Origin of the sequence: Sulfitobacter sp. SK011 (assembly GCF_003352065.1) — a bacterium.
In the GTDB taxonomy this organism is placed as follows: domain Bacteria; phylum Pseudomonadota; class Alphaproteobacteria; order Rhodobacterales; family Rhodobacteraceae; genus Sulfitobacter.
On record NZ_CP025803.1, the window covers coordinates 1,344,283 to 1,366,898 of the forward strand.

Here is a 22,616-nt window from a genome sequence, read left to right on the forward strand (position 1 = left end):
AATCGCGCGGGTCAAAGGCAGAGTTCATATGACAAAATCCCCTCTTTTGGCGCAAGGGCGGTCTTATCTGGCTATCCCTGGCCCTTCTGTGATGCCCGATGCGGTTCTGAACGCCATGCACCGCGCGGCACCCAATATCTATTCCGGGGCGCTGATTGACATGATGCCGGCGCTGATGGCGGATCTGCGTCGGGTGGCACGCACCAAACATCACGTCGCGATGTACATCGGCAATGGTCACGCAGCATGGGAAGCGGCGCTGAGCAATGTCGTTGCACCGGGGGACAAGGTGCTGGTCCCCTCCACGGGTCGTTTCGGCATCGGCTGGGGCGAGATTGCGACAGACCTTGGTGCACAGGTTGAGGTCATCGATTTTGGCCGGGCGGCCGCAATGGATATGGCGCGCGTAGCCGACGTATTGGCGGCGGATAAAGCACATGAAATCAAGGCAATTTTGGGTGTGCATGTCGACACTTCAAGCTCCGTGCGCAACGATATTGCGGGATTACGTGCGGTTCTGGACGAGGTGGGCCATCCGGCGCTTTTGATGGCTGATTGTATCGCATCATTGGGCTGCGACCGATTTGAGATGGACGCCTGGGGCGTCGACGTGATGGTCACCGCCTGCCAAAAAGGTCTGATGGTGCCGCCCGGAGTGGGGTTTGTTTTTTTCAATGACAAGGCCGAAGCCGTGCGCGCCAAGATGCCGCGCGTGAGCCGTTACTGGGATTGGATGCCGCGGGCGCACCCGGAGGAATTCTATCAATACCACTGCGGAACGGCACCAACACAGCATATTTTTGGCCTGCGCGCGGCGCTGGATATGATCCATGATGAAGGCATTGAACAGGTTTGGGCACGTCACGCGGTACTGGCGCGGGCGGTTTGGGCAGCATGCGAGGCGTGGTCCCAGCGCGGCACATTTGCGCTTAATATTGCGGACCGCGAGGCGCGCAGCCACGCGGTGACGGCCCTGCGCCTGCAAACTCCGAATGCGACGGCACTGCGCGACTGGGTGCAGCAAAATCTGGGGCTGACCTTGGGTATTGGCCTTGGCATGGCTGCGCCGGGTGATCCGGCGTGGCACGGATTTTTCCGCCTTGGTCACATGGGCCATGTGAACGGTCATATGATCATGGGGCTGTTAGGCGGGATCGAGGCGGGTATGACGGCGCTGAAAATCGAACATGGTGCCAGCGCACTTGATGCGGCTGCACAGGTTATCGCGGGTCACTAACCGCGCTGTGCGGCGATGCGGGTGATCAAATGGTTCACAATCCACCCCGCCAATGCGGCCACCAGAAAACCCCAGACGGCCCAGATCACCATGAGGACCCACATCAGATTGACACCAAACATGACGATGCAGGCGGCGGTGTAATTTGGTGCGGCGGGACGATCATTTGTGTCGCGCATCAATGATCCTCTTTTAAGGGTACAAAGAATAGCATAGCGCGACCCGAGCGCGCGTCAGCCCTTTTCTGCGTCTTTTAACGCATGCGGGAGTGCGCTGGCAAACGCATCAAGCTGCGCTGGCGTTCCGCAACTGACGCGGATACAGCGGTTTTGCGGGGCCACAAAGGGCATCCGCACAAAAATGCCGCGCGCAACCAACCCATCAAGAACACCTTTGGCATATGTGCCGTCCCTGCCACAATCAATTGCCGCGAAGTTTGCCGCAGAAGGCAGGGGTGTCAGCCCATGAGTTTGCGCAATATCTGCAATCCGGCCGCGCGCTGCTGAAATTTCACGTTGCACATGGCTCAGCCACTCTTTGTCCTGAAGTGCGGCCAGCGCGCCCGCCTGGGCGGCACGGTTCATACCAAAATGGTTGCGCACCTTGTGAAAGGCGGTGATCAGATCGGGTGCGGCAAGGGCATAGCCGACCCGCGCACCCGCCAGGCCGTACGCTTTGGAAAACGTCCGCATCCGGATCACGCGGGGATCAGAAAAGTCCAATGGCAACGCAGTTCCGTCAGGGGCGCATTCTATGTAAGCCTCATCGAGGCACAGCAACGTGCCCTCAGGCAATCTATCCATTGCCTGCGATATCTGCGAACCCGCGTGCCACGATCCCATCGGGTTATCGGGATTGGACAGATAGACCAGCTTTGCGTCCACCTCTGCCGCTTTGGCAAAAAGCGCCGCAGGATCCTCATGATCGTCACGATACGGGACCTTGTGCAAAACACCCCCGAACCCGGCAACGTGATAGTTGAACGTCGGATACGCCCCGTCTGAGGTCACAACAGCATCACCCGGCCCCACAAAGAGCCGCACAAGGTAATTGAGCAGCCCGTCTATGCCTTCGCCGACAATGATGTGATCCGGTGTTGTGCCATGATGATCGGCAAGTGCGCTACGCAGATCATGGCTTTCCGGGTCGCCGTACATCCATTGGTCGCACTCAGCCATCGCCTTGATTGCGAGGGGCGAGGGGCCAAAGACGTTTTCATTGGCCCCCAAACGGGCCTTGAAAAGCCGACCGTTGGCACGTTCCTGCGCCTCTGGCCCCACAAAGGGAACCGTCGCGGGAAGGGAGTGTGCAAGCGCTGTAAGGCGAAAATTCGTCATGTCATCGCTGATAAGCCTGTCCGCTTATTCGGGCAAGGGGGGGGTGAAAAGGACGCCAGTAGCACTTACATGAGAACAGCTCGCAACAACAAGTAGCATACGCATGGCAAATCTCAGCAGACGTGGTTTTATCGCTGCGACATTGGCGGCAGGGGCCTTGCGCGCCGTCCCGATGGTCGCCAGCAACCCCGGCACCCGCCGCATTCTGACGCTGGTTTATGACAAAGGCCTCGGCATGATGCGCGCGGTGGAACGTGTCGTGCACTGAATTGCCGTGACGTAGGACTGGTCAGTGCCAGTTGAATGCGCTGTTATGGCGGGACCCAATCAGGAGACCCGCCATGGCCCGCGTGACCATCACCTATGAAAACCACATCGCCTTTGTCCGGCTGACCCGCGCCGACAAAATGAACGCGGTCGATCAGGACATGATCGACGCGATTATTGCAGCAGGCCAAGAGGTTGCCGCATCTGATACGCGGGTTGTTGTGCTGTCAGGCGAGGGCAAAGCGTTTTGCGCGGGCATCGACATCACCGGGTTGTCGGCGATGATTGGCAAGGACCCCGCTGAATTGCTGATGCCGCGCACACATGGCGAGGGCACTACAAACCAATGGCAAGAGGTCGCAATGATCTGGGCGCGGCTCGACATTCCGGTCATCGCGGCCTTGCACGGCGCTGTGTACGGCGCGGGGATGCAGCTTGCGCTGGGTGCGGACATCCGTATCGCGGCACCAGACACAAAACTGGCCGTGATGGAGATGAAATGGGGCATCGTGCCGGACATGGGCGGGATGGTCCTGTTGCCCCGTTTGGTGCGCGACGATGTGTTGCGGCGGCTGACCTATACGGCTGAGGCAATCGATACCGGTCAGGCGGAGCGCTGGGGGTTGGTGACAGAAGTCGCGGATGATCCATTGGCTGCAGCAACAGCGCTGGCGACCACCATCGCAGGCAAAAGCCCCAGCGCAACAAAGGCCGCCAAGCAGCTGATTTCATTTGCACAAATGGCATCCGTTGACGACGTCTTGATGGCTGAATCCCGCGCCCAGGCGGATCTGCTTGGCAAACCACACCAGATGGAAGTGATCGCGGCAGAGTTTGGTAAACGGCCCGCCGTTTTCAAATAACGGGCTGTTCGCGCGTCTGCCGAACTGTCACCCCAATTCGGCCAACCGATCCAATGCCGCCTGCACCTGATCGGCTTCTTCCTGGCGCGCTTCCAGATTGGTCTGTGCTTCGGCAACGACTTCGGCGGGGGCGGAGGCGGCGAATTTGGGGTTGTTCAAACGCCCCTTTAGCCCGCCGATTTCCTTGGCCAGTTTGTCAAAGGATTTTTGCAGTCGCGCTTTTTCTTCGTCAATGTCGATCAACCCGGCAAGCGGCAGGCCAAAGCTGGCCCCCGGGGCAGAGATTGCAACTGTGCCTTTCGGGAACTCGCTCGCTTTTTCAAGGCTTTCGACCCGCGCCAGGCGTTTGATCATGGCCTCGTTGCCATCCCATGCCGCCTGCGCTGCCGCATCCATGTCAGTGACGATCATTGGCACTTTCAGCCCTGCAGGCACGTGCATTTGCTGGCGCGCCGAACGAACACTTTCGATCAGGCCGATCACCCAATTCAACTCACGATCCGCGTCCTTATCGAGCAGGTCGTCGGTGGTATAGGTAGGCCAATCTGCATGCACCAACATCTTGTCGCGCTTGGCAGTGGTTTGCCACAATTCTTCGGTGATGAACGGCATGATCGGATGCAGCAGGATCAGGCACTGATCCAGCACCCAGGCCATGGTCTGACGTGTCTCGGCCGCTTCGGGTGCGTCGTCTTGCAATAGCGGTTTGCTGAGCTCCACATACCAGTCACAGACCTTGCCCCAGACAAAGGCATAAAGCGTGTTGGCAGCATCGTTGAACCGGTAATTGTCGAGCGCTGCATCCACATCCTCGCGGGTGCGGGCAACTTCACCGACGATCCATTTGTTCAGGGTCGCTTGTGGCGTTGGCATCACGGCTGCCGTTTCGGTGAACACATCGTTCATTTCTGCAAAGCGGTGGGCGTTCCAGAGCTTGGTACCAAAGTTGCGATAGCCGGCGATCCGCGCGGTGGAGAGTTTCAGATCACGCCCCATCGCCGCCATCGAGGTCACGGTAAAGCGCACCGCATCCGCGCCGAATTCGTCGATGAGTTCCAGCGGGTCAAGCACGTTGCCCAGCGATTTTGACATCTTCTTGCCCTTCTCATCGCGCACCAGCGCGTGGACATAGACAGTGTCGAAAGGTTTTTGGCCCACCACGGCGTATTGCATCATCATCATCCGGGCGACCCAGAAAAAGATGATGTCGAACCCGGTGATCAGGACGGAAGTGGGGAAGTATTTTTTGAGTTCAGGCGTGTCTTCGGGCCAGCCGAGGGTGCCGATGGGCCAGAGGCCGGAGGAGAACCATGTGTCTAGGACGTCGGGGTCGCGCCAAACGAAAACCTGAAGCGGGTTGTTCTCTGCGTCGCGCTCGACTTCGCCAGTCTTCATGATGGCTTCGTATCGGTCTTGAACCTCTATGATCTCAAGCCCACCATAGACTTCGCTCATTGCGGCCTTCGCAGCTGCGTAATCTGCAAAACAAAACGGTTGCTGGTCTAGATAACTCAGCCAAACAGATTGATCAGTACCAATAACATATGGCTGATCTTGCAGCTCTCTATTGATAGCGGGTCCATACCAAACCGGTATCTGATGCCCCCACCACAACTGTCGCGAAATACACCATGGCTCGATGTTCTCCAGCCAGTGGAAATACACCTTCTTGTCCTGCTCAGGCAGGATCGTGACCTCACCATTTTTGACCGCGTCAATCGCGGGGCCAACGATCTTGGCGGTGTCGACGAACCACTGATCGGTCAGCATCGGTTCAATCACAACTTTGGAGCGGTCGCCAAACGGCTGCATGATCTTTTTGTTTTCGACGTAAGGAACCAGCTTGGAGCTTTCCTGCCCGTCTTCTTCGTCAATGACGGGGACCGAAACCATCACGGCCAGCCCTTCGGCATTGATTTCTTCGATTATTTTCTGACGCGCCTCGAAACGGTCCAGCCCGCGATAGGCGTCTGGAACGAGGTTGATCTCGGTTGCATCGGCGGGGGCATCCTCTGACCCGTCTGCAATCGCGCCCGCACGCGCTGCGGCCTCAGCATAGGGCAAGCCATCGGCACGCATGGCACCACGCGTGTCCATCAGCGCATAAAGCGGGATGCCATTGCGGGTGGCGACGCCATAGTCGTTAAAGTCATGCGCGCCAGTGATCTTGACCGCTCCCGACCCAAAGTTCGGATCAGGATAATCATCCGTGATGATCGGGATCATCCGGCGGTGCTCTTTTGGTCCCACCGGAATTTCGCATAGTTTTCCGACGATTGGCGCATAACGTTCATCCGATGGATGAACTGCAACGGCACCATCGCCCAGCATGGTTTCGGGGCGCGTGGTCGCAATTGAGATATAGTCGCGGGTCTCGCGCAATGTCTCGTTGCCGTCCTCATCTTTCTCCACGTACTCGTATGTAGCACCCCCGGCGAGCGGGTATTTGAAGTGCCACATGTGGCCGTCCACTTCGGTAGACTCGACTTCAAGATCTGAAATCGCCGTCTCAAAATGCGGGTCCCAATTGACCAGCCGCTTGCCGCGATAGATGTGGCCTTTCCGGTACATATCGACAAACACCTTGATCACGGCGTCGTGGAAATTGCCTTCTTCACCCTCGGGCGCGTTTGGGGCACCCGACATGGTGAATGCCTCGCGGTCCCAGTCACAGCTGGCCCCAAGCCGTTTGAGCTGCCCGATGATGGTGCCGCGTGATTTGATTTTCTGCTGCCAGACCCGTTCAAGGAATTTCTCGCGGCCCATCTCGCGACGGTTTGGTTCCTGATGTTCCATCATGTCACGTTCGGTCACCATCTGGGTGGCGATGCCTGCGTGATCGGTGCCGGGTTGCCAGAGCGTGTCAAAGCCACGCATCCGGTGCCAGCGGGTCAGAATGTCCTGCAACGTGTTGTTGAACGCATGCCCCATGTGCAGCGACCCGGTGACGTTGGGTGGCGGGATCATGATGCAGAAGGTTTCATCCCGGCTGGCATTTGCGCCAGCCCTAAATGCGCCAGCTTTTTCCCAAGCGGCGTAAAGGCGTGCTTCGGCCTCAGCGGCATTGAAGGTTTTGTCGAGTGCCATGGTCATAAATCCCGTGTTCGTTTGTCGGTGATCTAGCGGACATGCGGGCCGAGGGAAAGAGTGGCGCGCGTATGACATTGGCGGTGGTGGCATCGGTGGGGTTGATTTTGAGTATTTTTGGCGAAAAGAAACAAAACCGCCCTGCTATTCAGCAAACCATTCCGTTCAACGGGCTAGGGGCTGACACAGGGCGGCTTCTTCTCGCGAGGCATTCGGCTCTCCAGCCTGTATCCTGTTTTCATAAGATCAGAACTTTCATAACGAAGCGTGAACCCAAGCTTCTTTTCGCCCAAATACTCAATTCGGCCTAACATCCGTCGCAGGTTTCAAGGGTGGGATGTGCCTTGCAACGGTTCGCGTATACCGGGCCGGATCACGTCTGGATCATAAGGTGCGCGCGCAAAAACCTCGCGCACCATATCGCGGAAAAAATCGAGCGGCAGGGTGTCATAGTCAGGATCAAAGCTGGCCTGATCCCAGTGTTCGCAGAACGCCACGCAATCGTCGAAATAGGCGTGCCCCAGATGACGGTCCCGTTTGTTGGGGTCGGCACCCACATGATGACCGTAATAGACCATCTGAAAATCTGCATGGGTTTGCACGCACCACGCACATTGTTCGCGCACAAAAGGCCGCAGGATCGCGGCGGCGTATTCGTCATGATTGTAGGGTGCATAGATGTCGCCGATGTCGTGCAGCAGCGCGGCGACGATCCAGTCAATATCGGCCCCATCACGGTAGGCGCGGGTTGCCGCTTGCAGTGAATGGCCCAGCCGTGTGACTTTGTACCCTGACAGCCCTTCGTCCAGGTCGACAAGAGCGCCCAAAAGGCGGTCGGCGGTGCCTTTGGTGTATGCGACCTCGTGTTTGGTCAGAAACACATAATCGGCTTGCGTGCCGTCTTTCATCTGGGTGAATTTGACCTGGTCCATCGTTCAGAGAGTCCTTTGATGTTTTCCGCGTCAGAATTGCGTCATTCGGGCCAGCGATCTGTTCTGTTTTCGACACCGTTTTGGGTCAATCAGCCACGGCGGTCCAGTTTTGTGCTCAGATGAATCAGGCTTTCCGAACTTTTGACCCCGCGCGCTTCGCCGATCTTGTCCAGTGTTTCGTCCAGTTCTTCGGTGGTGTCCGCTGCGATCTGAACCAGCAGGTCGAACCGCCCAGACGTGGTATGGACCACCCGCACGCCGGGCAGGCTGCGCAAGCGGGCCAGAACGGCGGGGCTGCTGCGCGGTTCGATGCTGACCAGCGCAGTCGCATGTAGTTTGGCATCGACGGCAGCGCCCAGTCGGGCGGTATAGCCGATGATTGTGCCGCTGCGTTCCAATCGGTCGAGCCGCGCCTGCACTGTGGTGCGGGCCAGCCCGAGTGTGCGGGCCAGATCAGCAACGGGTTGCCGCGCATTGGTCTGTAAACACGTGATAAGGGCACGGTCAGTTTCGTCGATTTGCATGGTGATTCCGTCATACTGTCTGAAGTTTCCATCATTATAGCCCATTAGACGCGTGGTTTCGACGAAAATTCACCTAGTATCAGGGAAAACACCCTAGTGAGGCCTTGATGCAGCATTCCATCCCCCTGCCACTGAACCCCGCCGCCTTTTTGGCGCAGCATCGTCCTGATGCCCCGATCATGTTCTTTGCCCCCGCCGTCCTGCAAGACACGGCGCGGCGGTTTCAGGCGGATTTCGACGGGTTGGTGACCTATGCTGTGAAAGCCAATGACCGTCCGGAAATATTGAGCAATCTGGTGGCCGCCGGAATCTCGACATTTGATGTGGCCTCTCCCGCCGAGATGCGGGCGGTGCGTGCGGCCTGTCCGCAGGCTGTGTTGCATTATAACAACCCGATCCGGTCTATTGCCGAGGTTGAGGCGGGCATTGATGTCGGTGTGGCCAGTTGGTCCGTGGACGATCATGCGGAGTTGGCAAAGCTTGACGCCGTGCCACGCACCGCTGAAATCGCGGTACGGTTTGCTTTGCCCGTCACCGGGGCCGCCTATGATTTTGGGTCGAAATTTGGGGCAACACCAGATCAGGCGGCTGACCTTTTGCGCAGGGTTGTTGCAATGGGGTTCGTCCCATCATTGTGTTTTCATCCCGGCACGCAATGCAATGACCCTCAGGCATGGGCCAGCTATGTGACTGAGGCGGCGCGCATTGCGGCGTTGGCGGGTGTCAGATTGGCGCGGCTAAACATCGGCGGTGGATTTGCAGCGAACAGAGGGTTCGGGGCACCGGACCACCGGGCGATTTTCACAACCATCAACAGCGCTGTGAAGCGCTCTTTTGCCGGGGCTGAACCCAGAGTACTCTGTGAACCGGGCCGTGCGATGGTTGCGGATGCATGTGTTCTGGCCACGCGGGTCAAGGGGATGCGGTCAGGCGGCGAGGTGGTCTTTCTGAACGATGGTATTTATGGCGGTTTGCCGGATTTGCGCGATATGGGTCTGTCCGGCTTGGTTCATGTGCTTGGCCCAGCAGGGCCGCGATCGGGGGCGGCGACCCCTCGCATCGTCTTCGGTCCGACCTGTGATTCCCTTGATCGGCTGCCGGACGGCTTGCCATTGCCTGCCGATACGGCGGTGGGTGATTATGTGATGTTTGGTGGCATGGGTGCCTATTCAATTGCGATGAGCACGGGATTTAACGGCTACGGCGTCGGGCAGGTTGAAATGGTCTGCGCACTCGTCTGAGCGCGCAGTGGATGTGCAGACAGCTGCCTGCCCCATGATAAATCCGGTCGGGCCCTAGACATGGCACCTTTGCCCGCTAATGTTTGTCACGAAACAGGCATGACGGGTAAGGGCGCAGCATCGTGGACAAATTTGGTAAAAGCCAGTCGGTTAAGCGGACGGAAGATGTGCGGTTTTTGACCGGCGAAGGACGCTATGTCGATGACATCACCCCGCAAGGTGCGCTGCATGGGTATTTCTTCCGCTCACCGGTGGCGCATGGGGTGATTTCTGAGCTTGATGTTGCAGATGCGGCCGAGGCTGACGGTGTTCATCTGGTGCTGACCTGCGCCGATCTTGAGGCCGCTGGAATTGATATTGCCATTGCCGGAGCGGTGGTCAAAAACCGCGACGGTACCAGAGCCGCCGATCCTCTGCGCCCGATGCTGGCAAAGGGCAAGGTGCGGTATGTCGGTGAACCTGTGGCGCTGATTGTGGCCGAAACCTATGCGCAGGCGCGTGATGCCGCGGAACTAGTCATGTTTGATGCCGATGATCTGCCCGCCAAGATGGATTTGGCCACAGGTGGCGAGGCGGTGCACGATGAGGCACCCGACAACCGTGCGTTTGACTGGGGCATGGGCGACGAGGCCGCAACCGAGGCAGCCTTTGCAAAGGCCGCGAAAACCGTGGCGCTTGAGGTTGGTGACAACCGCATCATCGTCAATTCTATGGAGCCGCGCGGCTGTTTTGCGGAATGGGACGGAACCCGCCTGCATCTGGCCAATAACGCCCAGGGCGTTTGGGTGCACAAAGACAATCTGATCAAATCGTTCGGGCTGGACCCCGAAAATGTCCGTGTGACCAACCCTGATACCGGGGGCAGTTTCGGGATGAAGGCGATGGCCTATCCTGAGTATTTCTGCGTGGCTGCCGCGGCGCGCGCATTGGGCCGGCCTGTACGCTGGATGGCGGACCGGACCGAGGCGATGTTGAGTGACAACGGTGGGCGCGATCTGACATCGCTCGCTGAATTTGCCTTTGATGAGCACAACAAGATCACCGCATACCGGGTGCGCACCAAATGCAATCTGGGGGCCTATAATTCGCAGTTTGGCCAGCCCATCCAGACACAGCTTTTCAGTCGCGTTTTGATGGGCGTTTATGACGTGCAAACCACGTGGCTGCAGGTTGACGGGTATTACACCAACACCGTTCAGGTCGATGCCTATCGCGGGGCCGGCAGACCGGAGGCGATTTATGTGTTGGAGCGGTTGATGGATCGGGCCGCGCGGGAATTGGGTGTGGACCCCTGGGAGTTGCGGCGGATCAATTTTATCAAGCCAGAACAGATGCCCTACCGGACAACGACAAATGAAACCTATGACGTGGGCGATTTCGACCGGCTTTTGACCCGGATGCACAAAGAGGCCGATATGGCCGGGTTTGACGCGCGCAAGGCAGCCGATGCCAAACGCGGTCTGCTGCGGGGCGTTGGACTTTGTTACTATATCGAAAGTATTTTGGGCGATCCTGCGGAAGGGGCCAAGGTGGTCTTTGAAGAGGATGGCAGCGTGTCGATCTATGTAGGAACGCAAAGCAACGGTCAGGGGCACGAGACGGTCTATGCCCAGTTTCTCAGCGATCAGACGGGTATTCCGGCAGATCAGATCACTGTGGTGCAGGGCGACAGCGACCTGATCAAAGAGGGCGGCGGCACTGGTGGATCCCGGTCTGTCACCACACAGAACAACGCGACACTGGCCACTGTGGCCAAGATGACAGAGGCATTTACCGCATTTCTTGCCGATGAAATGGGCGTGCCTGCGGGTGCCATATCCTTTGATGATGAACAGTTCCGGGCAGAGGGGTCAAACCTGACACCGACCATGCTTGAGGTCGCTGAAATGGCGCGCGAAAAGGGCCGCGATGACCTGTTGACCCATCACGCGCGCGCAAAACTGGACGCGCGCAGTTTTCCCAACGGGGTGCATGTTACAGAGGTTGTGATCGATCCTGAAACGGGTGTCGTGACCACTGATCGTTACATCGTTGTCGATGATTTTGGCAATCTTATCAATCCGATGCTGGCCGAAGGTCAAGTGCATGGTGGTGTCGCGCAGGGGATCGGACAGGCGGTGCAGGAGCGGGTTGTCTATGATGAGGATGGCCAGCTGCTCACGGCATCGTTCATGGACTATGCCTTGCCGCGGGCCACAGATTTGCCAAATATTACTTTTATGTCTGAACCCGTCCCATCCACGGCCAACATCATGGGTATGAAGGGCTGCGGCGAGGCGGGCACAGTGGGCGCGTTGGCGGCCATCGCAAATGCAGTGCAAGATGCATTGTGGGATCATGGGGTACGGCAGGCCGATATGCCGTTCACACCCCATATGGTTTGGGAGCTTTTGAACGGTGCTAAGATCGCGGCGGAATAAGCTGAATGCGCAGGGTTTTATCGGGCTCGGATGCGCGCCATTGCGCCGCATGGGGGCATCAGGATGAAGGGTGCGCCGCGTGACAAACAGACTGCCGCAAAAGGCGATACCGTTGGTCAGTCCCCGTACGCTTTGTCTGCCAATCGCATTGACGATCCTGATCTCTTGATGGAAGCAGCGAAGGCCCGGCAGATCGCAAAGGCCATGATATGACCGACGCCCGACGCCCCCCTTTGTTGCGCCGGCTGTTGGGCAGTTTTTGGCAAAGACCCGCGTCTGATTTTGGCCCGCGACGTGGGACGGTGACCCATCTGATCATTCTGGATGGCACTATGTCATCGCTGGATCCGGGGTGTGAAACAAACGCGGGGCTGGCGTATAAGCTGGCAAGCGAAATGGGCAGCAAGCTGTCGATTTATTATGAGCCTGGCCTGCAATGGATCGACTGGCGTTCAGCGCGAGACGTCATGATGGGGCGCGGGATCAACCGTCAGATCAAACGCGCGTATGGCTATCTTGCCTCGCGGTACCATCCGGGGGATCAGATATTTTTCATGGGGTATTCACGCGGTGCCTATGCCGTGCGCAGCCTTGCCGGTGCGATTGATCAAGTTGGGCTGTTGCGTGCAGAGCATGCTACCGAACGCAATATTCGCGATCTTTATCGCTACTATGAATGCAATCCAAAGAGTTACGCGGCCCAGACGTTTTCCAAATCTTTTTGCCATGAAAGTGTGTGTATCGAGATGATCGGCGTCTGGGACACGGTCAAATCATTGGGGATCAACGCGCCCGTACTGTGGCGGTTGTCAGAGCCCAAACATGCTTTTCACGGTCATGAACTGAGTGGCGTCGTAAAAAGTGGCTTTCATGCGCTGGCACTGAACGAATCGCGGGTGGCCTATAAACCTGTGCTTTGGACCACGCATGATGGGTTCAAGGGCCATGTCGAACAGGTCTGGTTTCCCGGAAGTCATGGGGATGTGGGCGGACAACTCAGCGGGTTTGAAGCGGCACGACCCCTGGCGAACATTCCCTTGGTCTGGCTTTTGTCCCGAGCCGAAGAAAGTGGATTGCCCCTGCCTGCGGGATGGCGGCTGCGCTTTCCTCAGGATGCGAAAGCGCCTTCGGTCGGCAATTGGCGCGGCTTTGGCAAGATTTTCATGACCCGGCGCAAACGGATTGTGGGCAAAGACCCTTCAGAGCGGCTGCATGAAAGTGTCGCTGAACGCACACGCGCGGCACCAGATGGTCGCGTGGTGCGTCCGCTGCAACGCCGGACCGGGGTGGCAGATCCCTAAGCCAGTTTCATCACGATGCAGGTCGTCGATCCGGTGGCATAAAGCGTGCCATCATCCACGCCCCTGATTTCCCCATGGGCAACGCCGGTCGATCTGCCAACATGGTCGATGTCGCCGATGCACTCGATTTCCGTGCCCAAAGGGATGGCCCGCAGAATGTTGATCTTGAATTCCAAGGTTGTATAGACCGAACCGCGCGGCACTTTTGTCATCACTGCACAGGCCATCGCGCTGTCGAGCAAGGTGCCGTACCAACCGCCATGAACGGTCCCAAGCGGGTTGGTGACGTTGAATTCCGGTGTGCCCCGAAAGATCACGCGCCCGTCCTCAACCGCATGCAGGGCATATCCCATGGTGTGCGCAATGGGCGGGCCGGGGTTGGTGCCGTCCAATATCGCCTGCATGAATTCGAGCCCCGATATTTTCAGAACATCGGACAGGGCAAGCAGGTCGTCGGGGGATTGGGCGGTGCGGGGCATGTGGGGTTCTCCGGCCAAGGGGGATGCCGGAGACGCTGTTTTAATTAGTCTGCAAAGGCAAGGTGTTACGCAACGTCCGAGAGCGATACTTGCGGTGTGACACCCAAAGCGCGGCAGACATCGCGGGTCAATTCTGCACGGTTCAAGGTGTAAAAGTGCAGGTTTTCGACGCCCTCGTCGATAAGGTCGCTGCACATTTCCGTGCACAAGGCCGTGGCCAGAAGATCATGCCGGTCATCGCGCAGGGCGGTTTCAAAGGCCTGACTGACCCAATCGGGCACATAGGTGCCGCAACGATCTGCAAATTTGCGCGCCGAAGTCCAGTTGACCACCGGCAGGATGCCCGGTGTGATCGGCTTGTCAATGCCCGCCTTGTCACAGGCGTCGCGGAAGCGCAGGAATGTCTCGGCTTCAAAAAAGAACTGCGTGATCGCCTCGTCCGCACCGGCATCAAACTTGCGCTTGAGCCAGTCGATGCTGGCCTGCTGGTCGGTCGCTTCGGGGTGCAGATCAGGATAGGCACCGACGCGGATATTGAATTTGCCGGTCTCGGCCAAGGCCTCGATCAGCTCACAGCTGTTTTGAAAACCATCGGCATGTGGGGTAAAGGTGGCCGCCCCCTCTGCAGGATCGCCGCGCAGGGCCACGATATCGGTCACGCCGGCCTTTGCAAAACCGCGGGCGACATCCATCGTTTCCTTGCGGCTGGCACCAACACAGGTCAGATGCGCGGCCACCGGCAAACCAGAGGTTCGGCGCAGCACATGGGCGGCATCTTTGGTCAGGTCGCGTGTCGTTCCGCCAGCGCCGTAGGTCACCGAGAAAAAGCGCGGGGACAGAGGGGCCAATGTCTGAGCCGTGTCCCAGAGCTTGAATGCCGCATCCACTGTGCGCGGCGGGAAAACTTCGAAAGAGACATTTGGCGTTGTCATTGGGCTGATCCTTCATTCCGGGTTACCCTCTTGTCTCATGAAACTGAATGTGAGACAAATTCATAACTTTCATCTTAAATATGAGGATGACCTCAATATGCATATCGAGTTCCGGCATCTGCGCACCATTCAGGCCATTCACGAGGCGGGCGGTCTGGCCCGTGCGGCAGAGCAGATGAACATCACCCAATCGGCGCTCAGTCATCAGGTTAAGGGGCTGGAGGATCAGGCAGGGGTGGAATTGTTTGTGCGCCGCTCAAAGCCGTTGAAATTATCCCCTGCGGGGCAAAGGTTGCTGAAACTGGCGCAACAGGTTTTGCCACAGGTGCAGGCCTTGCAGGATGAATTCACCGGGTTGCGCGCGGGCAGCACCGGTCGCATGCACATCGCCATTGAATGTCATGCCTGTTTTGAGTGGCTGTTCCCGGTGCTGGAACACTTCCGCCGCGCCTGGCCGGATGTGGATGTTGATATCCGCCCCGGTCTGGCCTTTGACGCGCTGCCGGCGCTGTTGCGCGAAGAGGTCGATCTGGTGGTGAGCTCGGACCCAGAAGAACTGCCCGGTGTCGAATTTGTTGAGCTTTTTGACTACAAGGCGGTCTTTGTCGCGGCCAGCACGCATCCGCTGGCCGAAAAACCCTTTGTTGAGGCGGCGGATTTTCGCAATGAGACCCTGATCACCTATCCGGTTGAACGCACCCGGCTGGATGTTTTCAGCCAATTGCTGATCCCGGCCAAGGTTGAACCGGCTGCCATCCGGCAGGTCGAACTGACGGCGGTGATCTTGTTGCTGGTCGCTTCGAACCGCGGGGTGTCTGTGCTGCCTGATTGGGTGGTGCGCGAGGTCAAATACAGTTCGGATTATGTGACACGCCCCCTGACAAAAGACGGGATAACCCGGCGGCTTTATGCAGCGGTGCGCAGTGACGATCTGGACAAGCCGTTTATGGGTCAATTGCTGAAACTGGCAGGACAAGAGGCGCGTAAATTGCAGTCGATTTAAGCAAAGCTGTGCGTGGACGCCCCATAACGTGACGCTTTGCGCCACGCCCCCTTGGCAATCAGGCGCGCCCCGCCTATACGCAGCGCCTGATTGGTCAAAGGACGCAGACAATGGTTGGCAGTGCAAATCTCAACATCATGATCAAGGCGGCGCGCAAAGCGGGCCGCGCATTGGCCAAGGATTTTCGCGAAGTTGAGAACCTGCAGGTGTCGGTCAAGGGGGCCGGGGATTTTGTCAGCAAAGCCGATATCGGTGCTGAGAAGATCATCAAGGACGAATTGATGGGCGCACGCCCGACCTATGGCTGGCTGGCCGAAGAAGGCGGTGCGCAAGAGGGTCAGGACCCCACACGCCGCTGGATCGTGGACCCGCTGGATGGCACCACCAATTTCCTGCACGGGCTGCCGCACTGGTCTGTGTCAATCGCCCTTGAACATAAAGGTCAGATCGTTGCGGGTGTGATTTATGATCCAACCAAGGATGAGTTGTTCTTTGCCGAAAAAGGTGCAGGTGCCTGGATGAACGAGACCCGCATCCGGGTGTCCGGCCGTCACCGCATGATTGAATCGATTTTTGCCACCGGATTGCCCTTTGCCGGACGCGCCGATTTGCCCGATACCTTGAAGGATCTGGGGCGGTTGTTGCCGGTGTGCGCGGGCGTTCGCCGCTGGGGATCTGCGGCGCTGGATTTGGCTTATGTTGCCGCAGGGCGCTATGACGGGTTCTGGGAACGCCGCCTGAAGTCCTGGGATCTGGCCGCAGGTGTGATCATCGTCAAAGAGGCGGGCGGGTTGGTCGAAGCCATGAACCCCAACGGGGACGTGTTGGATGACGGCGAGATCGTCTGTGCCAATGAGCCGATTTTTTCGGGCTTTGCGAAAATCGTCCGGGGGTAGCGTTTTGTTCTTGCCCCTGGCTATGTGTATTTTTGGAACAATGAAACGGGCGGCGCTATCTGTCTGAGGGGTGGTTGATGCCGTCGGTCCAGACAATTGGTTCATACTCCCACGGGTTGGCGCCCTCGATACACCCCAGATTAATGCCGCATTGGCTGGGGTCGGCCCGGCGTTTGTGATGGGTGTATATGCCGCAGGTTTTGCAAAAATAGTGCTGCGCTGTGTGGGTGTTCCAACTGTAGAGCGTGAGGTTATCCGCGCCTTTCAGCACATGGACCGAACTGGCGATGGCGGTCACTGCAGCGGCTTGCCTGCGCGCGCAGAACGAACAGGTGCAGCGCCCGATGTCATCGAAGCCGTGGGGCAGGGTCGCTTCAAGCGCGACAGCGCCACAATGACAGGTGGCGCGGACTTTCACCGGGGCGCTTGTCATTTACGTCTCACCTTTGGAATGCGGCTTTCTATGGCTGGATAGGTCGCGGCGGGATGGGGTGGGTGGCCATCGGTGCGGCTCCAGAAATCAACCCCACCCCGGCGCAGCCAGAACGGCACCGTCAGCACCAGACCTGCGACAAACCCGCCAGCATGCGCCCAATATGCAACGCCACCTGTGCCAGTATCGGCCGCGATGCCGCCAAAGAACTGCATGGCAAACCAGACCGCCAGCATGATCCAGGCCGGGATCGGGAAGATGCGGAAAAACACGATAAAGATGATCAGAATATCAACCTTGGCTCGGGGATAGAGCAGCAGATAGCCGCCCATCACCCCGGCAATTGCGCCTGACGCACCGACCATCGGGACGACCGAGTTGGGCTCTGCCACCACTTGCCCCAGCCCCGCAGCGACGCCGCAGGCCAGATAGAACAGCAAATAGCGCAGATGCCCCATATCATCTTCGATGTTGTCACCGAATATCCACAAGAACAGCATGTTACCCGCAAGGTGCAGCCAGCCGCCATGCAGGAACATGGAGGTAACAAGCCCGCCATAGCCGCCCCCGTCGCTGAGCCGTGCCGGGACAAGCGCCCATGCGTTGTAAAAATCAAACGTGGCGCGGTTGTCCGAGAGCAGGGTCACATAGCTTAGAAAGATCACGATGTTGGCGACCATCAGCGCGTAGGTGACATAGGGCGTGCGCCCGGACGGGTTATGATCGCGGATAGGAAACATGGTGCCACGCTGAGCGATTGCGCAGGACGGGTCAAGAGGCCCCGGCGCATCTGCCGGGACCTTTGTGTTTTACCCTGCAGCGCCCAGAAGGGCGGCGTTGCCCCCGGAGGCGGTGGTGTCCACGCAGACATGGCGTTCGGCACGGACCCGGGCGGTATCGGGCAACCCCCGGATCAGAGGCAGGATCGGGCCATCGCGTTTGGCCAGCGCCTGTTCGATCTGGCGTGCGGTCTCTGCGTCACCCCACCACAGGACGCCACCATATGCGGGGCCATCTGACAGATCAGTGGGGTCAATCTGGCCTGTCGCTTGCAGGGCGATCCCGCCCAATGCCTCAACCGCACGCGCCTGCGCAGCGGCGGCATCGGCACCCGGACCCATACACAAGAGGGCGGCGCGTGGCAGCGTCGTCAGGCGGTTCGATTCGCCTGTTGGTCCGGGCATCGACACGGTTTCAATCGGTTTGGGATGGTGTGGCGCGGGTTTGGGCAGATCGGCCTGCGGTTTGTGCCATTCACCGGTGACGTCCTGCGTATCTGGTGCACTGAAACGGGGCAGGTAATTTGGCCCGCCCGCTTTGGGACCCGTGCCGGACAGGCCCTCACCGCCAAACGGCTGACTGCCCACGATCGCGCCGATCTGGTTGCGGTTGATATAGACGTTGCCGGCTTCGATCCGTTCCGACACATGTTGTACCCGGTCATCGATGCGGGTGTGCAGGCCAAAGGTCAGCCCGTACCCGGTGGCGTTGATTGCGTCGATCACCTTGTCCAGCTCGTGGCTTTTGAACGTCGCAAGGTGCAGGACCGGGCCGAAGATCTCACGCTTCATATCGCCAATGCCATTCACGCGGATGATGGTGGGGGCCACATAGGTGCCGCCATCCGGTGTCGGCAATTCAGCCACCACCCGGCCATCGGCGCGCGCGGCTTCGATGTGATCAGAGATGCCTTTGCGGGCCAATTCGTCAATCACCGGCCCTACGTCCGTGCTGAGATGCCAGGGATCGCCCATGTTCAGCGATTGCATAGCCCCAATCAGCATTTTGGTCAGGTCTTCGGCGATGTCTTCCTGCACATAGAGGCAGCGCAGCGCGGAACAGCGTTGGCCCGCAGACTGGAACGCGCTTTCGACAATCGCGGTCACCGCCTGTTCGGGCAGGGCGGTGCTGTCCACGATCATGGCATTCAGACCGCCGGTTTCCGCGATCAGCGGCGTGCCAGGGGCGCAGTTTTCGGCCATCGCGGTGCGGATGCGCATCGCGGTGGCAGTAGAGCCGGTAAAGGCCACGCCGCCGATGCGTGGATCAGAGGTAACCGCGGCCCCGATATCACCGCCACCGGGTAGCAATTGCAACGCGGAACGCGGTACGCCCGCCTTGTGCAGCAGACCAACGGTGAAATGTGCGACCAATGGCGTCTGTTCAGCGGGCTTGGCCAGCACGGCGTTTCCGGCAGCAAGGGCGGCGGATATCTGGCCACAGAAAATCGCCATCGGGAAGTTCCAGGGCGAGATACAGGTAAAGATGCCGGCGGCAGGCGTGTTGGTTGCCTGTGCCGCGTAATAGCGCAGGAAATCAACACCTTCGCGCAGTTCGGCCACGCAATCGGGCAGGCCTTTGCCCGCTTCACGCGCCAGAAGCGCAAAGATTTCGCCATAGTTTTCTTCGATCAGATCCGCCGCTTTCAGCAAAACCGCACGACGGGTGGCCAGTGGCGCGTCCCATGGCGCGGCAGTATCCAGCGCGGTTGCAACATCTTCCTTTGAGGCATTGCGCACGGTGCCGGGGGATTTGGTCGGATGTGCCGGGTTCATCACCTTGACAGCCTTTTGCGGCGCTGCCTCGCCAGCAAGCAGGGGGGCGGCCTCCCATTTGTGGGACTTGAAGGGCGCGCGGGCGGCTTCGATCCTGGCCAACGTCGGCGTATGGGCCAGATCAAAGCCAATTGCATTGGCACGCAGCGGCAGGAATATCTCTGGCCCGGTGGGGATTTTGACATTCGACGTACCCAGTTGCGCAAATGGATCGGCGGCGACCACTTCGGGGGCCACGTTTTCATCAACGATCTGGTTCACAAAGCTTGAATTCGCGCCGTTTTCCAACAGACGCCGCACCAGATAGGCCAGCAGGTCGCGATGCGCCCCGACGGGGGCATAGATCCGGCAACGGGTGCCGTTTTGCGTCATCACCAGATTGTGCAGGGTCTCGCCCATGCCGTGCAAGCGCTGGAATTCGTAGGTTTCAGGATCGTCGCCCATGTGCAGGACGGCCGCGACGGTATGGGCGTTGTGGGTGGCAAATTGGGGGTAAATCCGGTCAGTCATGCCCAAAAGTTTGCGCGCATTGGCGATGTAGGACACATCGGTTGCGGCTTTCTGAGTGAAGACGGGAAAACCGTCGACGCCCTCGACCTGGGCGCGTTTGATCTCGGTGTCCCAATAGGCCCCCTTGACCAGCCGGACCATGATGCGGCGGTCATGGCGTTTCGCCATGGCATAAAGGGCGTCTATCACCCGTGATGCACGCGGGCCAAAGGCCTGAACAACGATGCCAAATCCGTCCCACCCAGACAGTGCAGGTTCGCCCATCACGCGGTCAATTACATCCAATGACAGGGCAAGGCGGTCGGCCTCTTCGGCGTCGACATTGAGGCCCATGCCAGCGGATTTCGCCAACAGGCACAGTGCGCGCAGACGCGGCACCAGATCGCGCATCACCGAAGCTTCCTGAGCGATCTCATAGCGGGGGTGCAGGGCGCTGAGCTTTACGGAAATGCCCGGATTCTTGCGGATGTCGGGGTCGTTGCAGGCGGTTGCAATCGCTGAAATCGCGCGGCTGTAGCTCAGATGATAGCGCTTTGCGTCGCCTTCGGTCCGTGCCGCTTCGCCCAGCATGTCGTAGCTATAGGTGAAGCCCTTTTTCTCCATACCCTTGGCGCGGGTCATCGCGGCGGTGATGTCCTCCCCCAAAACGAACTGACGGCCCATTTCCTTCATCGCACGGGAAACGGCGGTGCGGATCACCGGCTCGCCCAGACGTTTGATCGCCGCGCGCAGGTGGCGCACGGGGCCGGGTTGATCGTCATCAAGCACACGGCCCGTCAGCATCAGCGCCCAAGTGGAGGCGTTGACCAAGGATGATGTGGAGTGGCCCATGTGACGGCCCCAGTCAGAAGGCGCAATCTTGTCTTCAATGAGCGCATCGATGGTGTCGGCATCCGGCACCCGCAACAGCGCTTCGGCCAGACACATCAGGGCGACCCCTTCGTCAGTGGAAAGGCCATATTCGGCCAGAAACACTTCCATCATGCCGGGCGATGTGGCCCCGCGAATGTCGCGCACCAGACCCGCCGCCTGGGCGGAAATCGTGGCCCGGTCTGTTTCAGTCAACTGCGCTGTCTGAACCAGGGTGGCCAAGACGGTTTCGGGATCAGCATAGGTTTCTTCGTCAATTTGGTGACGCAGGGAAGGGGAAGTATCGCGGGCCATGAGCAGTCTCCAAATGAGGTTTTGTCAAAGATATCCTAGGACGGCAGGTCGTTTGGCCTTATGATTGATCGAAAGGCAGACTTTTGTCGTGATTTTTAGGGGCTTTGCATGAAAAAAGAACAATCTGACCTGGACCGATTTGATTCAACGATTCTGTCTGTGCTGGCCGAAGATGGGCGCATCAGCATTACTGATCTGGCAAAACGCATTGGGTTGTCCAAATCACCGACCCAGGCGCGGCTGCGCAGGTTGGAAGAAACGGGGGTCATCCTTGGATACCGGGCGCTGCTTGATCCGATCCAGTTGGGTCTGGATCACGTGGCCTTTGTCGAAGTGCGGCTGAGCGATACGCGCGAAAAAGCACTGCGGGCCTTTAATGCGGCTGTGATCAAAGTACCTGAAATCGAACAGGCACATATGATTGCCAGCCATTTTGATTACCTGCTCAAGGTGCGGACGCGCGACATGACCGCCTATCGCCGTTTTCTGGGCGAAACGATTTCATCGCTGCCACATGTGTCCAACACCTCGACCTATGTCGCGATGGAGGCCGTGAAGGAAACGATGTTGGCGGACGCCACTTGACCAAAGGGCAGGGCGCATCATTTAATAATGTATGCGTTTGTTGATGAAATTGGCCCTGATCGCGGCCCCGGTATGGGCGGCACCCGCCTTTGCTGCGTGCCCCACGCCCCCTGACACCAGCGCCGAGCTGCTGAACCTTTTCGCCAAGGCCAACGCCGCGACGGATGTGAACGCCGGAAGACGGGTGTCAGGTGAGATGTGGGAAGTGTGGCTGCGCGCCCCTGATGAGGCCGCCCAGGAGGTGTTGGATGCGGGCATGGGCCGCCGCGACGCCTATGATTTCGCTGGTGCCATCACCGAGTATGACAGGTTGATTGCCTATTGCCCGGATTATGCCGAAGGCTATAACCAGCGCGCTTATGTGCATTTCCTGCAACAGGACTATGAACCGGCACTGGCCGATCTCGACATCGCCCTGACCCTGCAACCGCATCACGTGGCCGCGCAATCAGGTCGCGCATTGACCTTGATGAACCTGGGGCGTTTGGAAGAGGCGCGCGCTCAATTGCTGATCGCCGTGGAGAATAACCCGTGGCTGTCCGAGGCAGCGCTGCTGGCAGACGATGCGCCGCTGGGCCGCAAAGGCAAGGATATCTGAGGGTTTTACCGGCAGGCCGATGGATTGCGCGGCCATCTGCCATTTACACCGCATCCCGGTTCGGATTATCTGCCGCAACGATCACCACCAGATGCGGGCGTGATGGAATGGTAGACATACCAGACTTAAAATCTGTTGGGGCCTAGCCCCGTGTGGGTTCGAGTCCCACCGCCCGCACCACTTTTTTTGCCTGCCACCTTCGGCCACTTGAGGCCTGTTTGGTTTGATGCGGACAAAAGAAGACCGCGCCCG

At 58.7% G+C, this 22,616-nt stretch carries 21 protein-coding genes and 1 tRNA gene; 12 read left to right on the forward strand and 10 right to left on the reverse strand.

Annotated features, from left to right (window positions below):
• The first annotated feature begins 28 nt into the window (after positions 1-28).
• Positions 29-1,237, forward strand: coding sequence for an alanine--glyoxylate aminotransferase family protein (locus C1J02_RS06605; protein ID WP_114877868.1), 1,209 nt, complete (start codon positions 29-31; stop codon positions 1,235-1,237).
• On the opposite strand, the gene C1J02_RS06610 is transcribed toward C1J02_RS06605, so the two are convergent.
• On the reverse strand, positions 1,234-1,416 hold the full coding sequence (locus C1J02_RS06610) for a hypothetical protein (RefSeq protein WP_114877869.1): 183 nt from the start codon (positions 1,414-1,416) through the stop codon (positions 1,234-1,236). The genes C1J02_RS06605 and C1J02_RS06610 overlap by 4 nt on opposite strands.
• 54 nt (positions 1,417-1,470) lie before the next feature.
• Positions 1,471-2,574 carry a pyridoxal phosphate-dependent aminotransferase gene (locus tag C1J02_RS06615; protein WP_114877870.1) on the reverse strand — a complete coding sequence of 368 codons (1,104 nt, stop codon included), beginning with the start codon at positions 2,572-2,574 and terminating at the stop codon, positions 1,471-1,473.
• A 103-nt stretch (positions 2,575-2,677) separates the two neighbouring features.
• Here C1J02_RS06615 and C1J02_RS06620 point away from each other — a divergent pair, with 103 nt between their 5' ends.
• Positions 2,678-2,842 (forward strand): Tat pathway signal protein, encoded by a 165-nt coding sequence (locus C1J02_RS06620; RefSeq protein WP_114877871.1) that lies wholly within the window; start codon positions 2,678-2,680, stop codon positions 2,840-2,842.
• A 73-nt stretch (positions 2,843-2,915) separates the two neighbouring features.
• A complete protein-coding gene (locus tag C1J02_RS06625; protein WP_114877872.1) occupies positions 2,916-3,704 on the forward strand; it encodes a crotonase/enoyl-CoA hydratase family protein in 789 nt (262 codons plus the stop codon).
• A 27-nt stretch (positions 3,705-3,731) separates the two neighbouring features.
• Here C1J02_RS06625 and C1J02_RS06630 read toward each other — a convergent pair whose 3' ends face one another.
• The 3 genes from C1J02_RS06630 to C1J02_RS06645 all read right to left on the reverse strand — a co-directional run bounded on the left by C1J02_RS06630 (position 3,732) and on the right by C1J02_RS06645 (position 8,247).
• A complete protein-coding gene (locus C1J02_RS06630) occupies positions 3,732-6,791 on the reverse strand; it encodes a valine--tRNA ligase (protein WP_114877873.1) in 3,060 nt (1,019 codons plus the stop codon).
• A gap of 326 nt (positions 6,792-7,117) precedes the next feature.
• On the reverse strand, positions 7,118-7,723 hold the full coding sequence (locus tag C1J02_RS06640; RefSeq protein WP_114877875.1) for an HD domain-containing protein: 606 nt from the start codon (positions 7,721-7,723) through the stop codon (positions 7,118-7,120).
• Between the two features lie 89 nt (positions 7,724-7,812).
• Positions 7,813-8,247, reverse strand: coding sequence for an Lrp/AsnC family transcriptional regulator (locus tag C1J02_RS06645; RefSeq protein ID WP_114880423.1), 435 nt, complete (start codon positions 8,245-8,247; stop codon positions 7,813-7,815).
• A gap of 107 nt (positions 8,248-8,354) precedes the next feature.
• On the opposite strand from C1J02_RS06645, the gene C1J02_RS06650 reads away from it, so the two are divergent.
• From C1J02_RS06650 to C1J02_RS06665, 4 genes are all read left to right on the forward strand, one after another.
• Positions 8,355-9,488 (forward strand): type III PLP-dependent enzyme, encoded by a 1,134-nt coding sequence (locus C1J02_RS06650; protein WP_114877876.1) that lies wholly within the window; start codon positions 8,355-8,357, stop codon positions 9,486-9,488.
• Positions 9,489-9,610: 122 nt separating this feature from the next.
• A complete protein-coding gene (locus C1J02_RS06655) occupies positions 9,611-11,908 on the forward strand; it encodes a xanthine dehydrogenase family protein molybdopterin-binding subunit (protein WP_114877877.1) in 2,298 nt (765 codons plus the stop codon).
• A gap of 30 nt (positions 11,909-11,938) precedes the next feature.
• Positions 11,939-12,121, forward strand: coding sequence for a DUF6500 family protein (locus tag C1J02_RS06660; protein ID WP_114877878.1), 183 nt, complete (start codon positions 11,939-11,941; stop codon positions 12,119-12,121).
• A complete protein-coding gene (locus C1J02_RS06665; protein ID WP_114877879.1) occupies positions 12,118-13,209 on the forward strand; it encodes a DUF2235 domain-containing protein in 1,092 nt (363 codons plus the stop codon). Before C1J02_RS06660 ends, C1J02_RS06665 begins: the two co-directional genes overlap by 4 nt.
• Here the strand turns inward: C1J02_RS06665 and C1J02_RS06670 are convergent.
• Together C1J02_RS06670 and metF are read right to left on the reverse strand one after the other, a co-directional pair.
• Positions 13,206-13,688, reverse strand: coding sequence for a PaaI family thioesterase (locus C1J02_RS06670; protein ID WP_114877880.1), 483 nt, complete (start codon positions 13,686-13,688; stop codon positions 13,206-13,208). The genes C1J02_RS06665 and C1J02_RS06670 overlap by 4 nt on opposite strands.
• Before the next feature lie 65 nt (positions 13,689-13,753).
• On the reverse strand, positions 13,754-14,620 hold the full coding sequence (gene metF / locus C1J02_RS06675; RefSeq protein ID WP_114877881.1) for a methylenetetrahydrofolate reductase [NAD(P)H]: 867 nt from the start codon (positions 14,618-14,620) through the stop codon (positions 13,754-13,756).
• Between the two features lie 97 nt (positions 14,621-14,717).
• On the opposite strand from metF, the gene C1J02_RS06680 reads away from it, so the two are divergent.
• Both C1J02_RS06680 and C1J02_RS06685 read left to right on the forward strand, forming a co-directional pair.
• Positions 14,718-15,623: a LysR family transcriptional regulator gene (locus C1J02_RS06680; RefSeq protein WP_114880424.1), complete on the forward strand. Its 906-nt coding sequence runs from the start codon at positions 14,718-14,720 to the stop codon at positions 15,621-15,623.
• A gap of 110 nt (positions 15,624-15,733) precedes the next feature.
• Positions 15,734-16,519 (forward strand): inositol monophosphatase family protein, encoded by a 786-nt coding sequence (locus C1J02_RS06685; protein ID WP_114877882.1) that lies wholly within the window; start codon positions 15,734-15,736, stop codon positions 16,517-16,519.
• Between the two features lie 55 nt (positions 16,520-16,574).
• Here C1J02_RS06685 and C1J02_RS06690 read toward each other — a convergent pair whose 3' ends face one another.
• From C1J02_RS06690 to putA, 3 genes are all read right to left on the reverse strand, one after another.
• Positions 16,575-16,952 (reverse strand): GFA family protein, encoded by a 378-nt coding sequence (locus tag C1J02_RS06690; RefSeq protein ID WP_114877883.1) that lies wholly within the window; start codon positions 16,950-16,952, stop codon positions 16,575-16,577.
• On the reverse strand, positions 16,949-17,692 hold the full coding sequence (locus tag C1J02_RS06695) for a rhomboid family intramembrane serine protease (RefSeq protein ID WP_114877884.1): 744 nt from the start codon (positions 17,690-17,692) through the stop codon (positions 16,949-16,951). The genes C1J02_RS06690 and C1J02_RS06695 overlap by 4 nt, the downstream gene beginning before the upstream one ends.
• A 69-nt stretch (positions 17,693-17,761) precedes the next feature.
• The gene (putA, locus tag C1J02_RS06700; protein ID WP_114877885.1) at positions 17,762-21,181 is read right to left on the reverse strand and encodes a bifunctional proline dehydrogenase/L-glutamate gamma-semialdehyde dehydrogenase PutA; all 3,420 of its coding nucleotides are present in this window, start codon (positions 21,179-21,181) and stop codon (positions 17,762-17,764) included.
• 108 nt (positions 21,182-21,289) lie between these two features.
• On the opposite strand from putA, the gene C1J02_RS06705 reads away from it, so the two are divergent.
• From C1J02_RS06705 to C1J02_RS06715, 3 genes are all read left to right on the forward strand, one after another.
• A complete protein-coding gene (locus C1J02_RS06705) occupies positions 21,290-21,766 on the forward strand; it encodes an Lrp/AsnC ligand binding domain-containing protein (protein WP_114877886.1) in 477 nt (158 codons plus the stop codon).
• Positions 21,767-21,809: 43 nt separating this feature from the next.
• Complete coding sequence (locus C1J02_RS06710; protein ID WP_114880425.1) at positions 21,810-22,364, forward strand: tetratricopeptide repeat protein; 555 nt, start codon at positions 21,810-21,812, stop codon at positions 22,362-22,364.
• Positions 22,365-22,457: 93 nt separating this feature from the next.
• Positions 22,458-22,544 (forward strand) — tRNA-Leu (locus C1J02_RS06715).
• Positions 22,545-22,616: the final 72 nt, after the last annotated feature.